This window comes from Arthrobacter sp. BG3 (assembly GCF_056680185.1).
The window spans coordinates 65,022-85,864 of record NZ_JBWXPT010000002.1; the positions used below are offsets into that span (position 1 = coordinate 65,022).

General features: G+C 68.4%; 22 protein-coding genes. 12 read left to right on the top strand and 10 right to left on the bottom strand.

The window, feature by feature from the left end; translation table 11 throughout:
- Positions 1-102: 102 nt before the first annotated feature.
- From AC1MFL_RS20695 to AC1MFL_RS20725, 7 genes are all read right to left on the bottom strand, one after another.
- Positions 103-324, bottom strand: coding sequence for a hypothetical protein (locus tag AC1MFL_RS20695; protein WP_479815812.1), 222 nt, complete (start codon positions 322-324; stop codon positions 103-105).
- 112 nt (positions 325-436) lie between these two features.
- Positions 437-772, bottom strand: coding sequence for a DUF202 domain-containing protein (locus AC1MFL_RS20700; RefSeq protein ID WP_301227388.1), 336 nt, complete (start codon positions 770-772; stop codon positions 437-439).
- Positions 773-775: 3 nt separating this feature from the next.
- A complete protein-coding gene (locus tag AC1MFL_RS20705) occupies positions 776-1,174 on the bottom strand; it encodes a YidH family protein (protein ID WP_301227386.1) in 399 nt (132 codons plus the stop codon).
- A gap of 198 nt (positions 1,175-1,372) precedes the next feature.
- Positions 1,373-2,818: an MFS transporter gene (locus tag AC1MFL_RS20710; RefSeq protein ID WP_301227384.1), complete on the bottom strand. Its 1,446-nt coding sequence runs from the start codon at positions 2,816-2,818 to the stop codon at positions 1,373-1,375.
- A gap of 79 nt (positions 2,819-2,897) precedes the next feature.
- A complete protein-coding gene (locus AC1MFL_RS20715; RefSeq protein ID WP_479815815.1) occupies positions 2,898-4,184 on the bottom strand; it encodes an MFS transporter in 1,287 nt (428 codons plus the stop codon).
- 44 nt (positions 4,185-4,228) lie between these two features.
- Positions 4,229-5,155, bottom strand: coding sequence for an MBL fold metallo-hydrolase (locus AC1MFL_RS20720; RefSeq protein ID WP_301227380.1), 927 nt, complete (start codon positions 5,153-5,155; stop codon positions 4,229-4,231).
- A 30-nt stretch (positions 5,156-5,185) separates the two neighbouring features.
- Positions 5,186-6,565, bottom strand: coding sequence for an aldehyde dehydrogenase family protein (locus tag AC1MFL_RS20725; RefSeq protein ID WP_479815817.1), 1,380 nt, complete (start codon positions 6,563-6,565; stop codon positions 5,186-5,188).
- A 158-nt stretch (positions 6,566-6,723) separates the two neighbouring features.
- Between AC1MFL_RS20725 and AC1MFL_RS20730 the strand changes: the two genes are divergently transcribed.
- The 4 genes from AC1MFL_RS20730 (at position 6,724) to AC1MFL_RS20745 (ending at position 10,927) form a co-directional block, all read left to right on the top strand.
- The gene (locus AC1MFL_RS20730; RefSeq protein ID WP_301227376.1) at positions 6,724-7,524 is read left to right on the top strand and encodes an SDR family oxidoreductase; all 801 of its coding nucleotides are present in this window, start codon (positions 6,724-6,726) and stop codon (positions 7,522-7,524) included.
- Positions 7,525-7,661: 137 nt separating this feature from the next.
- Complete coding sequence (locus AC1MFL_RS20735; RefSeq protein ID WP_301227374.1) at positions 7,662-8,504, top strand: IclR family transcriptional regulator; 843 nt, start codon at positions 7,662-7,664, stop codon at positions 8,502-8,504.
- Positions 8,505-8,669: 165 nt separating this feature from the next.
- On the top strand, positions 8,670-9,635 hold the full coding sequence (locus tag AC1MFL_RS20740) for a PDR/VanB family oxidoreductase (RefSeq protein ID WP_301227372.1): 966 nt from the start codon (positions 8,670-8,672) through the stop codon (positions 9,633-9,635).
- 92 nt (positions 9,636-9,727) lie between these two features.
- Complete coding sequence (locus AC1MFL_RS20745; RefSeq protein WP_479815821.1) at positions 9,728-10,927, top strand: cytochrome P450; 1,200 nt, start codon at positions 9,728-9,730, stop codon at positions 10,925-10,927.
- A 115-nt stretch (positions 10,928-11,042) separates the two neighbouring features.
- On the opposite strand, the gene AC1MFL_RS20750 is transcribed toward AC1MFL_RS20745, so the two are convergent.
- Both AC1MFL_RS20750 and AC1MFL_RS20755 read right to left on the bottom strand, forming a co-directional pair.
- Positions 11,043-11,426 carry a hypothetical protein gene (locus AC1MFL_RS20750; protein ID WP_479815823.1) on the bottom strand — a complete coding sequence of 128 codons (384 nt, stop codon included), beginning with the start codon at positions 11,424-11,426 and terminating at the stop codon, positions 11,043-11,045.
- 592 nt (positions 11,427-12,018) lie between these two features.
- Complete coding sequence (locus AC1MFL_RS20755) at positions 12,019-12,267, bottom strand: hypothetical protein (RefSeq protein ID WP_479815825.1); 249 nt, start codon at positions 12,265-12,267, stop codon at positions 12,019-12,021.
- 112 nt (positions 12,268-12,379) lie between these two features.
- On the opposite strand from AC1MFL_RS20755, the gene AC1MFL_RS20760 reads away from it, so the two are divergent.
- On the top strand, positions 12,380-12,601 hold the full coding sequence (locus tag AC1MFL_RS20760) for a DUF6480 family protein (protein WP_479815827.1): 222 nt from the start codon (positions 12,380-12,382) through the stop codon (positions 12,599-12,601).
- A 399-nt stretch (positions 12,602-13,000) separates the two neighbouring features.
- Positions 13,001-13,771: a sigma-70 family RNA polymerase sigma factor gene (locus tag AC1MFL_RS20765; RefSeq protein ID WP_479815829.1), complete on the top strand. Its 771-nt coding sequence runs from the start codon at positions 13,001-13,003 to the stop codon at positions 13,769-13,771.
- Here the strand turns inward: AC1MFL_RS20765 and AC1MFL_RS20770 are convergent.
- On the bottom strand, positions 13,729-14,670 hold the full coding sequence (locus AC1MFL_RS20770) for a glycosyltransferase family 9 protein (RefSeq protein ID WP_479815831.1): 942 nt from the start codon (positions 14,668-14,670) through the stop codon (positions 13,729-13,731). The two genes, AC1MFL_RS20765 and AC1MFL_RS20770, sit on opposite strands and share 43 nt — an antisense overlap.
- A 98-nt stretch (positions 14,671-14,768) precedes the next feature.
- On the opposite strand from AC1MFL_RS20770, the gene AC1MFL_RS20775 reads away from it, so the two are divergent.
- Genes AC1MFL_RS20775 through AC1MFL_RS20800 form a run of 6 tightly spaced genes read left to right on the top strand, consistent with a single transcriptional unit; the run spans position 14,769 to position 20,766 of the window.
- Positions 14,769-15,323: a D-glycero-alpha-D-manno-heptose-1,7-bisphosphate 7-phosphatase gene (locus AC1MFL_RS20775; protein ID WP_479815833.1), complete on the top strand. Its 555-nt coding sequence runs from the start codon at positions 14,769-14,771 to the stop codon at positions 15,321-15,323.
- Positions 15,323-16,399: a glycosyltransferase family 9 protein gene (locus AC1MFL_RS20780; protein WP_479815835.1), complete on the top strand. Its 1,077-nt coding sequence runs from the start codon at positions 15,323-15,325 to the stop codon at positions 16,397-16,399. Before AC1MFL_RS20775 ends, AC1MFL_RS20780 begins: the two co-directional genes overlap by 1 nt.
- On the top strand, positions 16,396-17,412 hold the full coding sequence (locus tag AC1MFL_RS20785) for a glycosyltransferase (protein WP_479815837.1): 1,017 nt from the start codon (positions 16,396-16,398) through the stop codon (positions 17,410-17,412). Before AC1MFL_RS20780 ends, AC1MFL_RS20785 begins: the two co-directional genes overlap by 4 nt.
- Positions 17,409-18,686 carry a glycosyltransferase gene (locus AC1MFL_RS20790; RefSeq protein WP_479815839.1) on the top strand — a complete coding sequence of 426 codons (1,278 nt, stop codon included), beginning with the start codon at positions 17,409-17,411 and terminating at the stop codon, positions 18,684-18,686. The genes AC1MFL_RS20785 and AC1MFL_RS20790 overlap by 4 nt, the downstream gene beginning before the upstream one ends.
- A complete protein-coding gene (locus AC1MFL_RS20795) occupies positions 18,683-19,393 on the top strand; it encodes a D-sedoheptulose-7-phosphate isomerase (protein WP_479815841.1) in 711 nt (236 codons plus the stop codon). The genes AC1MFL_RS20790 and AC1MFL_RS20795 overlap by 4 nt, the downstream gene beginning before the upstream one ends.
- Complete coding sequence (locus AC1MFL_RS20800; protein ID WP_479815842.1) at positions 19,390-20,766, top strand: PfkB family carbohydrate kinase; 1,377 nt, start codon at positions 19,390-19,392, stop codon at positions 20,764-20,766. The genes AC1MFL_RS20795 and AC1MFL_RS20800 overlap by 4 nt, the downstream gene beginning before the upstream one ends.
- Positions 20,767-20,843 lie beyond the last annotated feature (77 nt).

Consider the following 20,843-nt stretch of genomic DNA (forward strand, 5'->3'; position numbering starts at 1 on the left):
AGTGGTCCTCGTCGGTTTCTTCGGAGCCTTTGACGGAGAATTAGTTCAGGGCTTTTGCGCGTCTGTTCCTGGATAGCGCGCGGGTACGGGAATCTGATCCCTCTAGAGGTGGCCCCGCGCGGGAGGGCCGTCTTTGAGGTTTTGCTCGCGGGGACCGTTCATCCACGGTCCGGGCTTGCCGCTGTTTCCGGAGATCACGTCCCGCGTGAGCTGGTTCCAGAACGTGGCTGCGCCGTCGACCCAGTCCAAGTCGAGGATACTTCGTGCATTTAGCGTCGTCGCCCATTTCTGCACGAGATCGTGATGGAAGACGAATTCTTCCATCGCTGTGGCGTCGGGCAGGGATAGGGGTGTCAGACCCGGCATTTGTGGAAGGGCCTCAGATGTCTCACGATAATTGTCGCATCCCCGGTCAGAGGCATCATGGTGTGCCAACTTAGATGAGCAAGACGGTGAAGATTCCGAGACCGGCGAGGACGACGAGGCTCGCTGCGGCGGCAGCGGTTGAAGCTATGTCCGGTGTGATGGCATCCTGGTTGATGCCGTGGATGGCGCGGTGGAATCGCCGCTTGCGGGTGAAATTGATACCCAGGGCCGTGACGGCAGAGGCCGCTACGAGGGTGCCGACGAACCAGCCGTGGTGTGGCATCCAGCGAAGGAAGACGGCGGCCGCGACCGCCATGGACAGGGTAGTGCGCCCCCAGGCCATGTCCGTGCGTTCCGGCTGGAGTCCGGGGTCGCCATGGGTTGGCGTGTAACGTCGGGAAGGCACGGATCAGAGGGGACGGGCGAGGACGAAGACCACCATGATGGCGGTGACGAGGGCCGCGCCGATCGCCAGGATGGGGGCAGTCCAAGGTAACGGAAGCGGGACTTTGCGGCGCATGGAGCGCTCGACGTTGAGCCAGCGGAAGAATGAGCCGCCGCCTACGAGGAGTGCGAGCACGAGCAGCAGGACGGCGAGCGTTTTGCGCAGTTCGGGGCCGAAGAGGTCGGCCATGAAGGCTTCCACGGCGACGCCGCCGGCGAGCAATGCCAGCGAGGTGCGGATCCACGCCAGGAACGTGCGTTCATTTGCCAACGTGAACCGGGGGTCGGGTTCGGTGCCGCCACGCAGGATCCGTCCCGAGAAGCCGGTGCGTCCGCCGCCGCTACGGGACTTAAGATCCTCCATGGGTGGTTCCTTCCAGGGTCAGTCGTGTGTTCTTCAGCTCAGGCGATGGTGCGGAGGCCGCAGTTTGCCGGGGAAGATTCTGGTGTATTTGAGGTTCGGGCTGCAATGCGGTCTTCAAGTACATGCCGATTGTCAGGAGCCAGCGGCCGTCGAAGACGGCCGCTGGCTCCTGACGCCTACCTGCCGTCCGGGCTGGGCTCAGGCCCTGGTGACTGCCCCAAGGGAGGCAGGATCCGCTCCGGCGGTCAGGGCGGAGTCAATCGGGGTGGTTGCAGCCGGCGCGGGGACAACGGCTGCGTCAAGGCCAAGCCTGCCGCGGTCGCGCTGCTGGTTGACGAACACCAGGGCCAGGACGCCGAAGGTCAGCATCAGGCCCCCGGCCAGGGCGAATGCCGCGCGGTAACCGTCAGCAGGGGTGGCCGCGCCGCCGATCAGGAAGCCCGAGACTGCCGGCGCGAACACGCCGCCGGTGGTGAGGACAGCGTTGGCGATGGAGAGGTTGGCGCCGCGCTGGCCGATGGTGGTCAGTTCTGCCACCACGAGGTAGGTGATGGCGAAGAGCGCGGGTGCGGTGCCGAAGCCGAAGACCATGAGAACGATGGACAGGACCGGGGAGGTGGTCATGGTTGCCCCCACCAGGCAGGCGCCGGCGAAGGTTCCGGCACTGCCGAGTACCCAGCCGCGGGCCTTGCGTGTGGGGACGCCCTTCAGGTGCAGGCGCTGGGTGAGTGCGCTCAGGCCCACGGTGGCGATGGTGCCCCAGGCGGCGGGCAGGGCGATCATGGTGCCGGCCTGCTGCCCGCTGAAGCCCAGGACGTTCTGGAAGTACGCCGGTCCCCAGGACATGGCCAGGGTGAAGGTCCAGTAGCCGAAGAAGGAGGCCAGGACCGCGAAGATCCAGCTGGGGGAGAGGATGGTGCGCCAGTAGCGGACCTTGGTCTCCACCACCACAGGAGCTTCTTCCGGGGCGATGCCGTCGATGTCCTGCTCTGCCTGCCGGCTGGTGTAGGGGCCTTCCTTGCCCACGATGAACCAGAAGACGGTCCAGACCAGCCCCACGACGGCCAGCACTGCGAAGGCGGTCTGCCAGCCGAACTGCCCGATCACCCAGGCCAGGACGGGGGCGAACGCCACAATGCCCAGCGTCACGCCGGAGGACGCCAGGGCGGCCGGGGTGGCGCCCTTCTTCTCCGGGAACCACTTGTAGATGCCGTGCATCAGCACCGGCGCCAGCGGGCCCTCGCCTGCGCCCAGAAGGAGGCGGCTGGCCCAGAGGGCGGGCAGCGACGCGAACAGCAGGATGGGGGCCTGCGCCAGGGACCACAGCAGGCACAGGACCAGTAGGATCCATTTGCTGGAGACCTTGTTGGCGATGGGTGCTGCCACGATCTGGGCCACGCCGAAGGTCAGGAACATGGCGCTGCCCACCAGGCCGAACTGCTCGGGGGTGATGCCCAGCTGCTTCATCAGCGGCACGGCGGCAATGCCCAGGACTGCCTTGTCCGCCCAGCTGAGCATCATCAGGAAGAGCAGGCTGCATGTGATGAACCAGCCGTAGCGGTTACGTTTAGCCGGGGACCAGGTCCGGGGATCGCGGGAGTTCGCGGAGCCCGGCGCCACGCCGGAAAGTGGAGTTGCAGACACAGTATGCCCAATCGTTGATGAGGGAGCCCTTGCTGGATTGCAGCGGCATTTCCTTGACTCTAGGTGCGTGTGATCGACCTTACATTTTAGCTTTCCGTTGGATGGAAAGCCGCTTTCCCGGGCTCCGTGCACCCCCGGCGGTCACGCCGTCGGCTGCTCCCAGGAACGCCAGCAGGGCCATTCCCAGGACGCTCAACCCGCACGTCAGCCACCAGGCGGTGCCCCAGCCGCCGGTGCGGGTGGCGAGCAGGGCGAACAGCATGGGCCCGAGGAAATTCCCCACGTTGAAGATCTGCTGTGTCAGACCCAGCACCGCCGTGACAGACCCGTCCGCGGGGGCGATGCGCACCGAGTAGCTGGTCACCGCGGCAGGGATGAGGCCGCCGACGGCGGAAAACACGGCGATGAGGACAAACTGGGCAAGGATGCCGTTCTGGATGTTTTCCCAGCCGACGGCGAACGTGGCGACGGACGCGGCGGACATCGCCAGGAAGGTCCAGAAGATGATTTTCCGCTCGGACAGGCCGCGCTGGATGAGCGGGCCTGCGCTGAGTGCTCCGATGGCGTTGACCCCGCCCACGATGGCGCTGAGGATGCCGGGCCACGGGCCGTCCAGGCCCGCTGACCGGTAGATGGACGGCAGGAATCCGAGCACGGCCATCCACTGCGCCGTGTAGCAGGCGAAGACCACCCCGGTGATCCATGGCCTGCGGGTGGCAACCGTGCGGCCCACCCGGCGCAGCGCAGGCCGGAGTCCGGCGTCGGACGGGAGCACGTCCCTGGGCACCAACCGGAGCAGCAGCGGCACCGGGAGCAGCGTGACAACGGCCATCACCAGCCACCACTCGCGCCAGCCGGCGGCCTGCAGGAAGAGGGCACCCGCGGACAGGCCGATCAGCGTGGCCATGCCCTGGAACATGGCCCAGCCCGCCAGCGCAACGTTCAGCCGCCGGGGCGCGGCCACTTTGCGGATGAGGGCAGGGGCGACGACGACGGCCAGCAGGAAGCCGATGCCCTCCAGGGTGCGTGCCGCCATCAGCAGTTCCGTGCTGGGGGCGGCCGCGCCGAGCGCGGAGGCGGCGCTGAGCAGGATCAGTCCGGCGACCAGGAGGCGGCGCAGGCCGGCCATCTCTCCGCCCACGGCGGTGGCCAGGCCACCCACCACGCTGGCCACCTGGATGATGCCCAGCAGCAGCCCGGCCTGTACCAGTGTGGTGCCCAGGTCCGCCTGGATGCCGGCCAGGGCGGCAGGCAGCTTCCAGATATGCATGGCTGCCGCGGTGCCCGCGGCCAGCACGGCAAGCCAGGCCCCGTCCGTCGTGGTCCGTCTGTCATCAAGCGCTGTGGTGGGTGAGGGCAGTGCCAAGAGCTGTCCTTGCTGGAGTGCCCGGGTTCCTTCGGCCGGATTTCTTATGCGGATGCCAGGACCGGGCTGCCGATGCGGAAGCGCTGGCCGCTGGCGGCCACGTCTACGGGGCCGTCAAAGGTGGAGGCGGCACGGCTGCGCCACCACTGCGGCTCGGCGCGGCCGGCCAGGTGGGAGAGCACCAGGCGCCCCACGCCGGCGGCTGCGGCTACGCGGCCGGCGCCCTCGGGCGGGGTGTGCGCGATCCGCTGGTGGTTCAGGAACTCCGGCGCGAAACCCTTGTCCGCGTAGAAGTCGAGGTTTACCGCTTCATGGACCAGGACGTCCGCGCCGCTGGCGAGCACGGCCATGGCATCACATTCGGCGGTGTCGCCGGAGAACACCACCGATCCGGCCTCCGTGTCGAAGCGGAACGCCAGCGCGGGCCGGACGGGCGGGTGCTCCACCAGGATGCCGGTGACCTTGACCCGGTCATCCTCGTAGACGTCAAACGGGTGTGCAGCCTCCGGTGTCCCGTGCGGGGGTGTGGTGAGGTCCAGGGTGTGCAGGAGGGAGGCCAGGTCCGGTCGTGCCTCGTCATGGACGCGGATGTCGATGTCGTAGGAGAAGGCCTCCAGCGCGTGGGACACCAGCTCGCTGGTGCCGGACAGCCGTGCGCCGCCGGCGCGGGTGGCGTCCTTGCCCGGGCCCACCACCGAGACCGGCCCGGTGAAGCCCTCCACCGGGTTGCCCCAGTTCCACAGCAGGAAGCCGGGCAGCTCCACCACATGGTCCGAGTGCAGGTGGGTGATAAAGCCCGCCGCGAAGTCCTTGCCGCGGAGTCCTGCCTCGTGGGCGGCGCGGGAGCAGCCCAGGCCGAAGTCCACCATGTAGAAGGCGTCGCCCACGACCAGTGCGCTGGAGATGCCGTTTTCCGGTCCGCGGATGGCCGGGCCGGCGGCGGTGCCAAGGGTGATCAGTTCGACGCTCACGGGAAGTCCTTCTGCAGGGTTGGTGCGGGATCAGGAGTGGGGGCGGCCATTGATGACGCGGGTTTCCAGGTATTCCTCCAGGCCCCAGCGGCCGCGTTCACGGCCGACGCCGGAGGCCTTCCAGCCGCCGAACGGGGCGTCCGGTTCCACCAGGGTGTGCTGGTTGACCCAGACTGTTCCGGCCTCGATCCGTGAGGCGGTGGCATAGGCACGGTCCCGGTCGGGGCTCCAGACGGATGCGCCCAGACCGAATTCCCCGGCGTTGAGACCGGCGATGGTTGCATCGAGATCGTCGTAGGCGACGATGGGCAGTGCCGCGCCGAACTGTTCCTGCTCCACCAGGTCCATTCCCGGTTCGGCGCCGATCACCACGGTAGGGGAGAGGAAATAGCCGGGCAGGTCGCAGCCGGGGGTGCCGCCGGTGATGATGCGGGCGCCGGCGCCCACGGCGGAGTCAATCAGGCCGTGGACCAGCTTGAGCTGGGATTCGTTGTGCATGGGGCCCATGGTGGTGCCCTCTGCGATGCCGTGGCCCAGCACATGGCGGGATGCCTCAGCGGCGATGGCCTCGGCCAGTTCCGTGCTGCGGCTGCGCGGGACATACACGCGCTTGACCGCCATGCACACCTGGCCGGCGTTGCGGAAGGCGCTGCCCACGATCCCGCGGGCGGTGACGGCGATGTCCGCGTCGTCCAGCACGATGGCAGGATCGTTGCCGCCGAGCTCCATGGTGACGCGCTTGACCGTGGGGGCGGCCTGCTGTGCGATGGAGATGCCCACTTCAGTGGAGCCGGTGAAGGAGATCTTGCGGATGCCGGGGGAGGTGCTCAGCGCAACGTTCACTATCCTCCGCGAACCGGTCCGGGCCTGCATCACGCCGGCGGGGAGGACCTCGTTGAGCAGGGTGACCAGGGCGAGGGTGGACAACGGCGTGGAGGGGGAGGGCTTGGCGATCACGGTGCAGCCGGCCAGCAGGGCAGGGGCGAGTTTCACGCAGAGCAGGGAGATGGGAAAGTTCCACGGCGTGATGGTGCCGACGATGCCCACCGGCCGGTACTGGACTTCAAGGGTACGGTCGGCGCGGGGTTTCAGATGTTCGGTTTCGTCCCAGGCCAGGTCCGCGTAGTACTCAAAGAGGCCTGCTGCCACGGTGAATTCGCCGGCGGCATCTGCCTTGGGCTTGCCCTGCTCCCGGGAGAGCAGGGTGGCCAGGGCATCGAGGTCGCGGCGGATCAGGGCAGCGGCGGCACGCAGGGCGCTGCGGCGTGCTTCGCGGTCCGCGGCCCAGCCTGGTGCGGCGGCGTGGGCGGCCGCAACCGCCAGCTCAACATCGTGCTCCGTGTTTTCCGGAGCGTGTCCCACGAGTTCGAGCGTCGCCGGGTCCAGGATCTCGTAATGGGCTGCCGTCATGGTCTGTCCTTTCGGCCGGGAGGGAATACTTATCCCAGTGTCTTGGCACCCGTCACAATCCGCCCGGACCTTTCCATCCAACGGAAAGCCCGTCGTGATGGGCGGAGCAGACTTGCCACTATGGAGTGAAGCACATCACGCACCAATGAGGAGTCCCCATGTCCCAAGAGCAGCTGCCCATCGTCCTCACCGGGGTTTCCTCCGGCATCGGCGCCCGGACGGCGCAGATCCTCTCCGGACGCGGGGTGCCGCTGATCGGCATCGACCGCAACGCTCCCACGCAGTTCAGCGGCACCTTCGTGCAGGCGGACCTTTCCAGCCAGGCCGGTATCGACGCCGCCGCAGCGGCAGTCTCCGCCGCCGCTCCGCACGGCATCGCGGGCCTGGCCAACATCGCCGGCGTCCCCGGCACCGCACCCTGGCGGACGGTGCTCTCCGTCAACGTCTTCGGGGTCCGCGGACTGGTCAGGGCTTTGGCCCCGCTGCTCGGCGAGGGGACCGCCGTCGTGAACCTGGCCTCCAGCGTTGCCGTGCAGTGGCGTGATGTGAAGGACCGGTGCTCCGCTTTCGCACTCGCCCAGGACCAGGCTGCCGCGCTGGATGCTGTTGCCGGCGACGGCGGCATCACCGGCGAGTCCTACCTCTTCTCCAAGCAGTGCGTCCGGCTCCTCACCGAACACCTTGCCGCCGAACTGCTTCCGCAGCGCATCCGCGTCAACAGCGTCAGCCCGGGACCCGTAGCCACGCCCATTCTGGAGGACTTCAAGAAGGACCACGGACGCGACAAGGTCGAGGGCGCAGGCGCCCTGCTGGGCCGCTTCGGCGACCCGGACGACATCGCCCCCGTCATCGACTTCCTGCTCCGCCCCGAGTCGGCGTGGGTGAACGGCTCGGACATCCGGGTGGATGGCGGCCTGGGTGCCTACCGAGGCTCGGCCCTCGCTTCCGTGGCCAGCTGAGCACCCCCTTAAACGCACGACACCGGGACCTCATCTTCCGCACAGTAGGAGGCACCGGCGCCGGGCCTTAAAATTGCACAAACGGGACGGCGTCAACGGCCGCGGTCCTCAAATGTTCAGCTCAGAAGGGGTGATGCATGGCAAACGCTGCCCCGAACGGACCCACCGTCCGCCGGCCGGCGTCGACGGTGCGGCCCCGGACGCTTCCGGCTGCCGACGGCGGTGCTGCCGCCCGGCACGCAGCGAGCGTGACGTCCCGCGCACTGGCCCTGCTGGGCACCTTCGATTCCGAACACTCCGTCCAGAGCCTCAGCGCCATGGCCCGCCGTGCCAACCTTCCGGTGGCCACCGCGCACCGGCTTGCCGGCGAACTGGTGGCCTGGGGCGGCCTGGAAAAGCTCCACGGCGAATACCGGGTGGGGCAGCGGATCTGGCGCCTTGGCCTGCTGGCCCCCGCGCAGCAGAACATTGCCGAGGTGGCTGCCCCCTTCATGCAGGACGTCCTCTTCGTCACGCACAACGTGGTGAACCTGTTCATCCTGGACGGGGAGGAGGTCCTGCTGGTGGAGCGGATGTCCGGCACCGGCGCGGGCCAGCCGTTCCGGCGGGTGGGCGCGCGCCTGCCGCTCCACGCCAGCGCCGCGGGCAAGATCATGCTGGCCTACGGGGCCAAGGACCTGTTTTCCGCCGCTGCCCGGCGGCTGGAGCCGCACACGCCGCGGACCATCACCAGTCCGGCGGTGCTGGCCGCCGAGATCGAGCGGGTCCGGAACTCCGGTTACGCCACCACTGAGGAAGAAGCGGGGCCGGACAACTACGGCCTGGCCGTCCCGGTCTTCCTGCCCAACAACCAGCTGGTGGCGGCGCTGGGCATCGTCACCAGGGGCCGTCCCGTTCCGGTGGGCAGCGTGGTTCCGGTGCTCAACATCGCCGCGCGGGGGATCGCCCGGCGGCTGGGTGTGGAGCATTTGCCGCGGTAGTACCGGTTCCGCCGCTTTTCGCCCGGCGAGTCTTTCCGTTGGATGGAAACGTGCCCGCCTGATGTGTTGTGGAACACCTAACCTCAAGTAAGACGATATTGAGGCCGGATCTCCGGCCGGGGCCTGCCTGGCAGGCGAGCCTTTCCAAAGGAAGTGAAGACCCTGATGACTGCATCTGCAGGAGCCACCATCGACGCCGTCGTCGACCAGGTGGATATTGTGGCGGACCAGGTGGTCTCCCTGGTCCTGCGGCGCGTGGACGGCCAGCCGTTCCAGCCCTGGCAGGCCGGCGCGCACATCGACGTCCATGTGGGCGATGGCTTGGTACGCCAGTACTCGCTGTGTTCCTCCCCGGAGGAACTGGACCGCCTGCGGATCGGCGTGCTGCATGTGCCCGATTCCCGCGGCGGATCAAAGGCGGTCCACGCCCTGCTGGCCGGCACGCCGCTCACCATCTCCGGGCCGCGCAACAACTTCCCTCTGCGCGAGTCGCGCCGCTACCTTTTCATCGCCGGCGGCATCGGCATCACCCCGCTGATCCCGATGCTTGAGGCGGCCGAGGCTGCCGGCAAGGAATGGACGCTGATCTACGGCGGCCGGAGCCGGAAAACGATGGCTTTCGCCCGGCAGCTGGAGGACCGGTACGGCGCGGACCGTGTCCACATCATGGCCGAGGACGAGGTTGGCCGGCTGGACCTTGACCAGATCCTCGGCATGCCCCGGGCACACATGCTGGTGTACGCCTGCGGGCCCGGCGGGCTCCTCGGCGCCGTGGAAGAACGCTGCATGGGCTGGCCCCCCGGTGCCCTGCACACCGAACGTTTCGTCGCATCGACGCTGGGTGCCGCCGCCGCCAACGCGCCCTTCGAGGTGGAGCTGGCACGCACCGGGACCACGGTGACCGTGCCGAACGACAAGACGATCCTCGAAGCCGTGGAAGAGGTGGGCGTGCGCGTCCTGTCCTCCTGCCGCGGCGGGTTGTGCGGCACCTGCGAAACCCAGATCATCTCCGGCGAGCCCGAGCACCGCGACGCCGTCCTGACCGAGGAAGACCGCGAAGCCGGCGAGATCATGCTGGTCTGCGTCTCCCGCGCCGCTGCCGGCTGCCCGCGCCTCGTCCTGGATCTTTAGCCCCGTCCCTTACCCCCGGCTCCAGCCCAATCCTTCCGTCCCGCCGCTGGCCGGTCCGCCCCAGCCAAGTTTCGTTCCCAGGAGCATTTCCAATGACTGTTACCACCCATGAAGCCAATGTGTTGGGCGAGGACCCCTTCGACACCGCGAACCTCCTCGACCCGTACCCCTTCCTGGGGCGGCTCCGCGATGCCGGCGCCGTCTCCTACCTGGAGAGCACCGGCAGCTACGCCGTGGCCGGCTACCAGGAGGTCTACGAGGTCCTCACCGACTTCGAAACCTACATCTCCTCCGGCGGTCTTGGCCCCCGGGACATCCGGAAAGACTCGGGCTGGCGCCCGCCCAGCATCCTCGAATCGGATCCGCCCATCCACACCGTGATGCGCCGCGCACTGACCGGCGTCATCAACCCCGGTACCGTCCGCGCCCTCCGGGAGCCGTTCACACCGCCGGCTGTGGAACTGACGGAGCAGTTGGCGCGCCGCGAACGTTTCGACGCCATCACGGACCTCGCCGAGAAATACCCCCTGCGTGTCTTCCCGGACGCGGTAGGGATTCCCGACGTCGGCCGTGAACACCTGCTGCCGTACGGCAACATGGTGTTCAACGCATTCGGCCCGGAGAACTACATCTTCAAGCAGGCCTTCGCCCAGGGTGACGAGCACGCCGCCGCGGTCATGCGCAACTGCCAGCGCGAGAACCTGGACGACACCGGCTTCGGCGCCCAGATCTGGGAACGCGTGAAGGACGGCCTGATCACTGAGCAGCAGGCCACCCTGCTGGTCCGGGCTCTGCTGTCCGCGGGCGTGGACACCACCATTTTCGGCATCGGCAACATGCTCTCGGTGCTGGCCCGCTACCCGGAAGCCTGGGCCAAATTGCGGGAGAACCCGAAGATGTCCAAGTTCGCCGTGGACGAGGCGCTCCGCCTGGAATCGCCGTTCCAGAAGTTCCACCGGACCGTAGCCGTAGACACGGTCCTGGGCGGCGTGCACCTGCCCGCCGGCGCGAAGGTGCTGGTGTTCCTCGGAGCCGCGAACCGGGACCCGCGCAAATGGGGCGACAACGCCGACGAGTTCGACCTCGACCGCAACGCCTCCGGCCACGTCGCCTTCGGGATGGGCCTGCACCAGTGCGTGGGGCAGCCGATCGCCCGGCTCGAAATGGAAATCGTGCTGCAACAACTGCTACAGCGGGTGGCCGCCATCGAACCCGACGGCGCCCCGGTGCCGATCCTGCACAACGTGCTCCGCGGGTTCGAGTCCCTGCCGGTGCGGATCACTGCGGCGTAGGCGGCCGTCGGGGGCCCATGCCCAGCCGCTCCAAAGCCCAAGGGTCCGGGCGGAATCCGACACGGCCGACTCTTCCCGCGGCCTCGGCCGCGGTCAGTTGTGCAGGAACCGCCGGTCAGCTCGCCTCCGCGAAAGCGCGGGCGGCGGCCAGGACCAGCGGGCCCGCGTCGTCCAGCTGACCTTCGCGGAGCAGTCGGGCAGGGGGGACATCATCAAGCTGCGGATTCATCCCCTGGAACCAGGCCTGCACGACGGCCCGGGAATCACCCTCGGCCAGCAGGGCAGCCACGTGGTACGCCGTGCGGAGCCTCTGAATCACGTCGGCGGAGGGTTTGCGCTCTGCATCGGCCCACTGCCGGACGGCGCGGGTTTCCTTCACGGAGCCGATGTGGGCGACGAGCTTTGCGCCGAGCAGATCTCTCAAGTCACGAACCAGGTCAGCGTCGGAAAGCCGGATGGAATCCTGGTGGGCTTTCAGCCCGCCGCGGGCGACTGTCACTGCTGTCACGCTTGATGGTCGCATGCAAACCCGGGCCGGATCAAGGCCTAAACCCCCTATCAGATCACATTCTGAGTCACCGATAATGGACCTTCCGTCAACATAGGTTGATGTAATCACGGCTACCGGCGGCCGCACTCCAACAGAAGGACAGAGTCTGTAACTCACAGCTTTGCACTCGACCAGCTGCGAAGACGGCCGTCAATAGCAGCCCGAGTCCGAACTGTCGCGTAACCTGCGACCTCGGTAGCTACCCCGGCCTGTACCGGCCCAGGCCACGCTCTGGATGTGCAGTCCCAACCTTCACTTGGGAGCCAGACCCATCGATGTCTACCGGACACAAGGTTCGGCGCCGGTGGTTGGAGCTATCCACGCCAACGTACAGGCACTCCCAGCTGATGATCCGGTCGCAGTGGCTGCCGCCTGTCAGCCGCGGCCCATGGACGCGCTCGGATCTCTATCCCCCTCCGAGGGGTCAGCGCGAAGGCCCTTCTGGTCCGGATCCGGCAAGCCGCCCGGTCCCGGGACACCGCGCGGAAGACCCGAACGGTTCGCCCCGCCCGATACCGCTTCCCTGCCCGACGCACCGGGATTAGGGAACGATATTCCCGGCAGTCCCGCGGCCTGGCTCCTCCACCGGTGTGCCCGGCCGGTCCCTGCTGTCGACCGCAGCCCTCGGGTCCCCAGCGTTGGATCCTTCGCTAATGGAGGAGTGGACCTTGATGTCTTCATAAGGTTCGCCGGGCTCCGGCACATGAGCGTCGTCGTTTGGCTCTGAGAGGCCGGCCAGATCCTTGAGGGCGTTCTCGGCCGCTCCACGGACGTTCTCTCCGATTCCCATCAGCTTGCTCCTTCGCTGTCATCACGTGGTTCTGGTGCGGTCTTGACAACTTCAGGAATATCAGCATGCTTACCAATAGTCCATAGCCAATAGGCGCGGAAGGCTGAAGTTGATGAGCTCCCAACATTCTGGTGGCGGACCGGACGCTCCGGACGAGGCGTCATCGGCGGCAGCCTGGGTCCAGCGCGGGAAGGCCGAGGATTCGGCGTCGTCTTCGAACCCGGATCCGCTGGAGGGGAACACCGCTGGGCTGGAACCTGAAGGGGGCGCGCTCCCGGGGGAGACCCCGCCCGCGGAGGACCAGATGAGCGGGGATCAGGGACACGAAGAGTAAACTCCCGGCCCCCCGGGTGCGCAAGGGTGCCAGCGCCGGATCACCGTTGGACGCGTCCTTAGTCTCTGACCGATAAGCCCTTTGGCGGCGTCCCCGCGTCGTGGCGCGCCCGTCCGGGCATGAAGCGTCGATGGTCCTGGTCTTCCCGGGGCTGCGGCGTGTGGCCTTGCTCCCGAAGGCAGGCGTGCCGCGGGTTTCCGTTCCGGTTCCATGCAGCACCTGGACACCCCTTGTTTTTGCGTTGACTGAAGCCGGCATGACGCAAGGACAGGGCGTCCCGAGGTGTGCGCTGTCTTTCCCGGGAACGAAGAAGTATTGAATTATAAGCAGGCTTATGATTTCCTGCTTCTAAGTCCTGCCACGGGCTTATCGGAACCCATGGTCAAAGGAAATGCTGACATGGTCGACTCCCGAAAGTATTCGTCCTCGAACGGACAAATCCGGGAAGCGTTCGAGAACCGGCTGGTCGTCGACTACCTGGATTTGGCAGAGTCGCTGGCGGGGCGCTTCGCCGGCAGGGGCCGCGAAAGGGAAGACCTGGTCCAGGTGGCCTATTTGGGCCTCGTCAAGGCGGCCAGGGCGTTCGACGAAGCCAGGGGAACCAGTTTCCCTGGCTTCGCCACCCCCACCATCACCGGGGAGCTCAAGCGCTATCTGCGTGACAGGTGCTGGGTCGTCCGGCCGCCGCGGGGGGTGCAGAACCTTCGTGCCGAACTGCTGCGTGCAGAGCAGGAAATGGCCCAAGCCCTGGGCCGGACTCCGAGTCCGGCGGAACTGGCCCGGGAGTTGGATGTTCCCGTTAGGGCCGTCCGGGAGGCGGCGGCGGCCGGATCCAGCATGCGGCCCGATTCACTCGATGCCGCCGATCCGCACTGCGACGCTCCGTCGCCGGCCGAGGATTTGGCAGTCCAGGATCCCGCGTTTGAGCAGATGGAGGAGCTCCTCTGCCTAAGCCAGGCCATGGGCGAACTCTCCGGTCCGGAACGGGAGCTGCTGTACCGCCGCTACTTCTGCGAGGAAACCCAGACTGAATTGGGTAAACGGTTCGGGGTGTCGCAGATGCAGATCTCACGACGGCTGGCGCGGGTGCTAGTGACTCTCCAGCAGCGGCTCTCGGAGGCGGAAGGTCATAACAGCCCAAGGTCGCGGACGGCTTCCAGCACGTCCTGAACAGAGACCCCCAGCAGCGCAGGATCCGGGTCGGCGGCGAACGCATCGCCCCGGCGCAGCCCAGCCTTTGTCAGTGCGATATGGGGACCCGGCGGGGGCCCCCATTCCTCCGGCGGCGCCGGGCCGAACAACACAACCGAGGGCCGGCCGAACGCAGAGGCCAGGTGGGCCGCCCCCGTGTCGGCGGAAACCACGAGACGCGCCTGCGCCATCAGGGCAGCAAATTGCCCGAGCGTTTGCCTGCCTGCAAGGACCAAACGGGCCCCGCATCCCGCCCTGTGTGCTACGCCAAGAGCGCGTTGTCTCTCGGCCGGGCCGCCCGTGAAGACGATGTTGTGACCGGATTCCTTCAGCACCGCCGCGACTTCAGCGAAGCGCTCCGCAGGCCACAGCCTGCTGCCGTAGGCAGCGCCCACGTGGACGACTGTCGCCCCGGGCTGGTGTGTCGGTACGCCTGGAGTGTTTAGGAAAACCTCCAGCGGGTCGGCGTTGATGCCATGCCACCGAAGCAGCCGTGACCAGCGCTCCCGCTCGTGGATGCCGTCGATCCACGGCGGTCCCGGCGTCCGACCGGAAAGGTGGGAGATGGTTTTGTTGGCCTGGAGGGCCTCGACCCGGGACTGGCTTTCGGGCCCCCGGCCGTGAAGGTTGACGGCAACATCCACCGTCCCGGGTCTCAGGTCCAGAGGTTCGTCCAGGCCATGGGTCGGCAGCAGTTCGAAACCGCCCACCAGAGCGACGACGTCCTCGAGCCAGCCCTGCGCTGCGTAGAGCAGCCGGTACGTGGGGTAGGCGCGCCGCAGCGCATGCAGGGCCGGCACGGCCACCAGAAGATCGCCGAGCTGGAGCGCCCGGAGAACCACCAGCACCGGTCTTCCATCGTCCCGAAATCCGTCCATCGCGGCAGCCCTTCCTGGTTCGCATGATTTCGGAGTTTAGTCCCCGGACGCACCGGCGGCCGCGTTTAGCCGACGCATCAACGGGGAACGATTCAGTTATGAAACCTTTCGCCGGACCACCACCGCTGAGGGCTGTCCTGTTCGACCGCGACGGCACCCTCATCCGCGACGTGCCCTACAACGGCGATCCTTCCCGCGTGGACCCCATGCCTCTTGCCGGAGAGGTCCTGGAACGCCTCAGGGCCCAGGGCATTGCCACAGGTGTCCTGAGCAACCAGTCCGGAATAGGCCGCGGGATTCTGTCCGTCGCGCAGGTGGCGGCTGTGAACGCCCGGGTTGAGGGGCTGCTGGGCCCCTTCGATGTGTGGGACATTTGTCCGCACCTGCCCGAGGACGGCTGTTCCTGCCGAAAGCCGGCGCCGGGGCTGATCAACCGGGCCTGCCTGCGGCTGGGGATTGTGCCCGGCGAGGCGGCCTACGTCGGTGACATCGGCAGCGATCTTGAAGCTGCCCGCGCGGCGGGAGTCCGCGGCATCATGGTTCCCACCCCCCTGACCCTCCCGGCGGAAGTGGAAGCTGCTCCCGCGGTGGCTTCTGACCTTTGGACTGCGGTGGACCTGCTGTTGAATGCGCCGGCCCGGGGGAACGTCTGATGGGCCGGGTCCTGGTTGCCCGGCTCGACGGAGTCGGCGATGTCCTGCTGGCAGGTCCGGCGATCCGCGCTGTGGCTTTCGGGAGGCGGCCCGACGGCGGCGCTCCCAACGATGTCCTCGTGGTGTGTGGCCCGGACGGTGCGCAGGCCGCCGCCCTCCTGCCGGGCGTCGCGGAGGTCTTCAACTGGAGATGCCCGTGGATCGTGAAACCGGCCCCCAAGGTCGAAAAGAGCCATCTCGAAGTCCTCACCGCATTCGTCAGGGACTCCCGGGTCGACGAGGCCGTCATCCTGACCTCGTTCCATCAGTCGCCGCTGCCGCTGGCTCTGCTGCTGCGGCTGGCGGGTGTGGAGCGTATCGCGGGGGCATCGACGGACTATGCCGGGAGCCTCATGGACGTAAGGCTGCGGCCGGGTGAGGACTTTTCCGAAGACCAGCCGGAGGCGGAGCGGGGCCTGGGTATCGCAGCGGCAGCCGGCTACCGGCTACCTTCCGGAGATGACGGCAGGCTTCGGGTGCAGGACTATCCGGACGTTCGCCCCCTGGTAGGAGAGGAACCGTACGTCGTGGTCCATCCCGGGGCGGCCGCACCCTCCCGGGCCTGGCCTCCGCTGCACCATGCGGCGGCCGTGGAACTGCTCCAAGGTGCTGGTCACCGCGTTGTGGTCACCGGCGGCCCGAACGAAACGAGATTGACTGCCACGGTCGCGGGGCCCTCGGCACTGGATCTGGGTGGACGCACGGACCTGAAGACCCTGGCCGGGGTGCTCGCCGGGGCCGAGGCCGTGGTCAGCGGGAACACCGGGCCGGCCCATCTCGCCGCGGCGGTCGGAACGCCAGTGGCGTGCCTGTTCTCCCCGGTGGTGCCCGCCATCCGCTGGGCACCCTACGGCGTGCCGCTGGAGATCCTCGGCGACCAGAATGCCCCCTGCAGACTGAGCCGTGCCACCGAATGCCCGGTTCCGGGGCATCCGTGCCTGTCATCTGTGGCGCCCGAACAACTTCTGGATGCGGTGGAACGACTGATCGGCGGGGTCTCCTCGCTGTCCACCCGTCGAAGGGTGCGGCATCCATGAAGATACTTCTCTGGCACGTGCATGGGGCGTGGACTGATGCGTTCGTCCGCGGCTCCCATGAGTACCTCCTGCCTGTACTGCCCGGGCGGGGGCCCTGGGGGCTGGGCCGTGGAGGCCGTCCCTGGCCGGCCTCCGTCCGTGAAATCCGGCTCGACGCCCTGGCTCCGGACAGCGTGGACGCCGTCGTCCTGCAACGCCCGGAGGAACTGGCGGAGGTGGCCCGGGTGCTTGGCCGCCGGCCCGGCAAGGACCTGCCGGCTGTCTATCTGGAACACAACACTCCCAAAGGGGAGGTACCCAACTCGGTCCACCCGCTGGCCGACCAGCAGTTCATCCCCGTGGTCCACGTGACGCATTTCAATGAGCTGTTCTGGGACAACGGCTCCGCACCGACCCTCGTGATCGAGCACGGGGTCCCTGACCCCGGCCACGCTTACACCGGCGAGATCCCGGACCTAGCCGTCGTCGTCAATGAGCCGGTCCGGCGGGGCAGGGTCGCCGGAACGGACCTTCTGGCCCGCTTCGCCGCTGCAGCGCCGCTGCGCGTTTTCGGCATGGGTGGCAACGGGCTGTCCGACGCCGTAGGGCTGGGTCCCCCAACGCTCTCGGTTCAGGGGGACCTGCCGCCGGGCGAGCTGCACCGGGAAATGTCCCGCTGCCGGGTGTATCTCCACCCCTTTCGCTGGACCTCCCTGGGCCTTGCCCTGCTCGAGGCGATGCACCTTGGCATGCCCGTGGTGGTCCTGGCAACCACGGAGGCGATCCGCGCGGTGCCGCCGGAAGCGGGGGCCATTTCAACCAGCGTGGAGGACCTTGTTCATGCCGCCCGGCTACTCACCGGGGACCCGGAGGAAGCCCGCCGGCGTGGCGGGATCGCCCGGGAGGTGGCCCTGGAACGCTACGGGTTGCCCGCGTTCCTGGCCGCCTGGGATGCCCTGCTGGAGGAGCTGACCGGGCCTCGCTTCCGGAACGGGCGACTCGTCGTTCCAACTCACGAAAGGAAGAGCCAGTGAAAATTTCGATGGTTTCCGAGCACGCCAGCCCGCTGGCGGCCCTCGGCGGAGTCGACGCCGGCGGGCAGAACGTCCACGTGGCGGCCCTTTCCGCTGCGCTGGCGCGGCGGGGGCATCACGTCACCGTGTACACCAGGCGGGACGCGGCCGACCTCCCGGGCAGGGTCCGGATCTTCCCGCGCCTGGAAGTGGTCCACCTCCAGGCCGGCCCTGCGCGCCACGTCCCCAAGGACGACCTCCTTCCGTTCATGGGAGAGCTGGCCGGCGGGCTGGCCCGCGATTGGGAAAGACGGCCACCGGACCTTGTCCACGGGCACTTCTGGATGTCGGGCCTGGCAGCCCTCGACGCGTCCCGGAGGATGCGCGCCGGCCGGGAGCACATCCCGGTGGTCCAAACTTTCCACGCCCTGGGCACCGTGAAACGCCGCCATCAGGGCGCCGCGGACACCAGCCCGGTCGCGAGGCAATGGCTGGAGCCCTCCGTCGGGCACGGAGCGGACCGGATCATCGCCACCTGCTCCGACGAGGTCTTCGAGCTAAAGGCGATGGGGATCCCTCCGGCGAAGATCTCGATAGCCCCCTGCGGGGTCGACCTGGAGCTCTTTCCCGGGTCCGGACCGGCCGACACACGCGGACGAACCCACCGGATCCTCTCCGTCGGACGCCTCGTACCCCGCAAGGGCGTGGACGTGGTGATCCGGGCCCTGCCGCTGCTCCGGGAGGCCGGGTTTCCCGACGTCGAACTCCTGATCGTCGGCGGCGGCGACGCCACCGGGATGGAGGCGGACGATGAAGCCCGCCGCCTGCTGGCCGTCGCCTCAGAGCTGGGGGTCCGGCAGCAGGTCACTTTCCGCGGGCAGGTACCCCGCGAGGCCATGCCGGGCATCTTCCGCAGCGCCGACGCCGTCGTGTGCACCCCATGGTACGAACCCTTCGGCATCGTCCCCCTCGAAGCGATGGCCTGCGGCGTCCCGGTGGTCGCCGCGGCCGTGGGCGGCCTGCGGGACACTGTGGTGGACCATCGAACCGGACTGCACGTCCCGCCCCGGGACCCGCAAGCCACCGCCGGAGCGCTGGCCCGGCTGCTGGCCGACCCAGCGCTGCGCCAGGAACTGGGCCGTGCCGGCCAGCAGCGGGCGCGGGCCCGATACAGCTGGGACCGCGTGGCCGCCGAAACCGAAAAGGCCTATCTGCAAACCCTCACCGAAAACGCGGCAGGCCAAAGAACCGGCACCCGCGGCCAGCTTCATCCCGCGGAAGGAGCAGCGCTGTGACCGCCGAGTCCTCCCTCACCCGCGCACACCACCGGCCTCCGTCCCTGCCGCGGACCTCCGTGGCAAGTGTCCCCGGTGCCGAACCGGCCGACGGCCGGGCGTTTACGGACCCGGCCGCGGCCGTCGAGGCCCACCTGCTCAATGTGCTGCCGTCCCTGGAATCCTTGCGCAGCCAATCCCCTAGATTGGCAGCCTGGGGCAAGGAGCTGGCCCGGCGGCTCCTGGCCGGGAACCGCCTCCTCGCCGCAGGAAACGGCGGCTCCGCGGCCGAGGCCCAACATCTGACGGCCGAACTGGTGGGGCGTTTCGACGGCGAACGGGCCCCGTTCTCCGCCATCTCGCTGCACGCCGACACTTCGGCACTGACTGCCATCGCCAATGACTACGGCTTCGAGGAACTTTACGCCCGGCAGGTCCGGGCGCACGGGCGCCCCCGCGACGTCCTGCTGCTGCTGTCCACAAGCGGCAAGAGCCCGAATCTGCTGCGGGCCGCCGAAACCGCCTCCAGGATGGGCGTCACCACCTGGGCCCTCACCGGCCACGGGCCCAACCCGCTGTCCCTGCGCTGCGACGAAACAGTTGCCATCCCGGGACCGGCAGCCAACGCCCAGGAGTGCCATCTGATTGCCGTGCACGCCATCTGCCGGGCCTTCGACGCCGAAATACATCGCATGGGCCGGCAGGACCGGAAAGGGGCGCGGCCATGAAGATCGTGGTGGTCGGTGACGTGCTCCTGGACGTTGATCTTGACGGGACGGCCACCCGGCTCTGCCCGGACGCGCCCGTGCCCGTGGTGGATATCGCAACCGTCTCAGCAAGAGCCGGCGGCGCGGGACTCGTGGCCCGGATGCTCGCCAACGACGGCCACCAGGTGTGCCTGGTGACGGCGCTCGGCAGCGACGCTCCCGGCCGGCGCCTCCGTGAGGAGCTGCACGGCATCACCGTGGTCGCAGGACCGTCCGGGGCCCCGACGCCGGTCAAGACCCGGCTCCGGGCCGGCGGCCACCCGGTGGCCCGATTCGATGAAGGTTGCCGCGGCCGGCCCGAGCCCGGAGTAACGGCGGAGATGCTGCAGGCCGTGGAGGAGGCCCGGGCACTGGTGGTCGCGGACTACGGCCGGGGCCTGACCTCGCACCCTGGCCTGCGCGCCATGATCGGACGACTGGCCCGAAGCGTTCCCGTCATCTGGGACCCGCACCCGGCCGGGGCCGATCCGGTACCCGGCGTCGCCGTCGTCACGCCGAACCATTTCGAAGCCCGCACCGCTGCAGCAGCCGTGGCCCCGGATGGGCAGGCGCCGTCCGCCGGCCCGGCCGCAGTGGCCTCCACACTGCTCCGGCATTGGCAGAGCAACGCGGTCCTGGTCACCCAAGGCGATGAGGGAGCAACCCTGGTGCACGCCTCCTCGACGACGCCTGTGCAGCTGCCGGCGCCACCAACCACCGTCGCTGATTCCTGCGGCGCGGGCGACCGGCTGGCAGCCAGCCTTGCCGTCCACCTCATGACCGGGGAAAGCCTCGAGGACTCCTGCCGCCAGGCCGTCCGGGAAGCCGCTTCGTTCCTGGCAGGCGGCGGCGTCGCCGCCCTGCCGCCGGTCCCCCCACCGCGGCCGTTCCCGGATGAAACCACCGACGCGCTGGACGTGGTCCGCCGGGTCCGGGCACTCGGCGGCACCGTCGTGGCCACGGGAGGATGCTTCGATCTGCTGCACGCCGGGCACACCCGCACTCTCGCAGCAGCCAGAAGCCTGGGGGACTGCCTCATCGTCTGCCTGAATTCCGACGCCTCGGCCCGCCGCATCAAGGGGCCCGCCCGGCCCATCATCGGCCAACAGGACCGTTCCGAACTGCTGCTCTCCCTCGAATGCGTCGACGCCGTCCTGGTTTTCGACGAGGACACGCCGGAAAAGACTCTCGAACGGTTCCGCCCGGACATCTGGGTCAAGGGCGGGGACTACGACCTCAGCCAACTGCCCGAAACCCCACTCGTGCAGAGCTGGGGCGGCCGTTGCGTGGCCGTGCCCTACCACCCCGCCCGCTCCACCACCCTGCTTGCGGCCGCGCTCGCCCGGGTGGGCTGAACGAGGGCCGCGGACCGCCGCGACTTGGTCCAGACACCACCATCCGGCCCGCCATGGTCCGGCAAAAGAAAGGAACA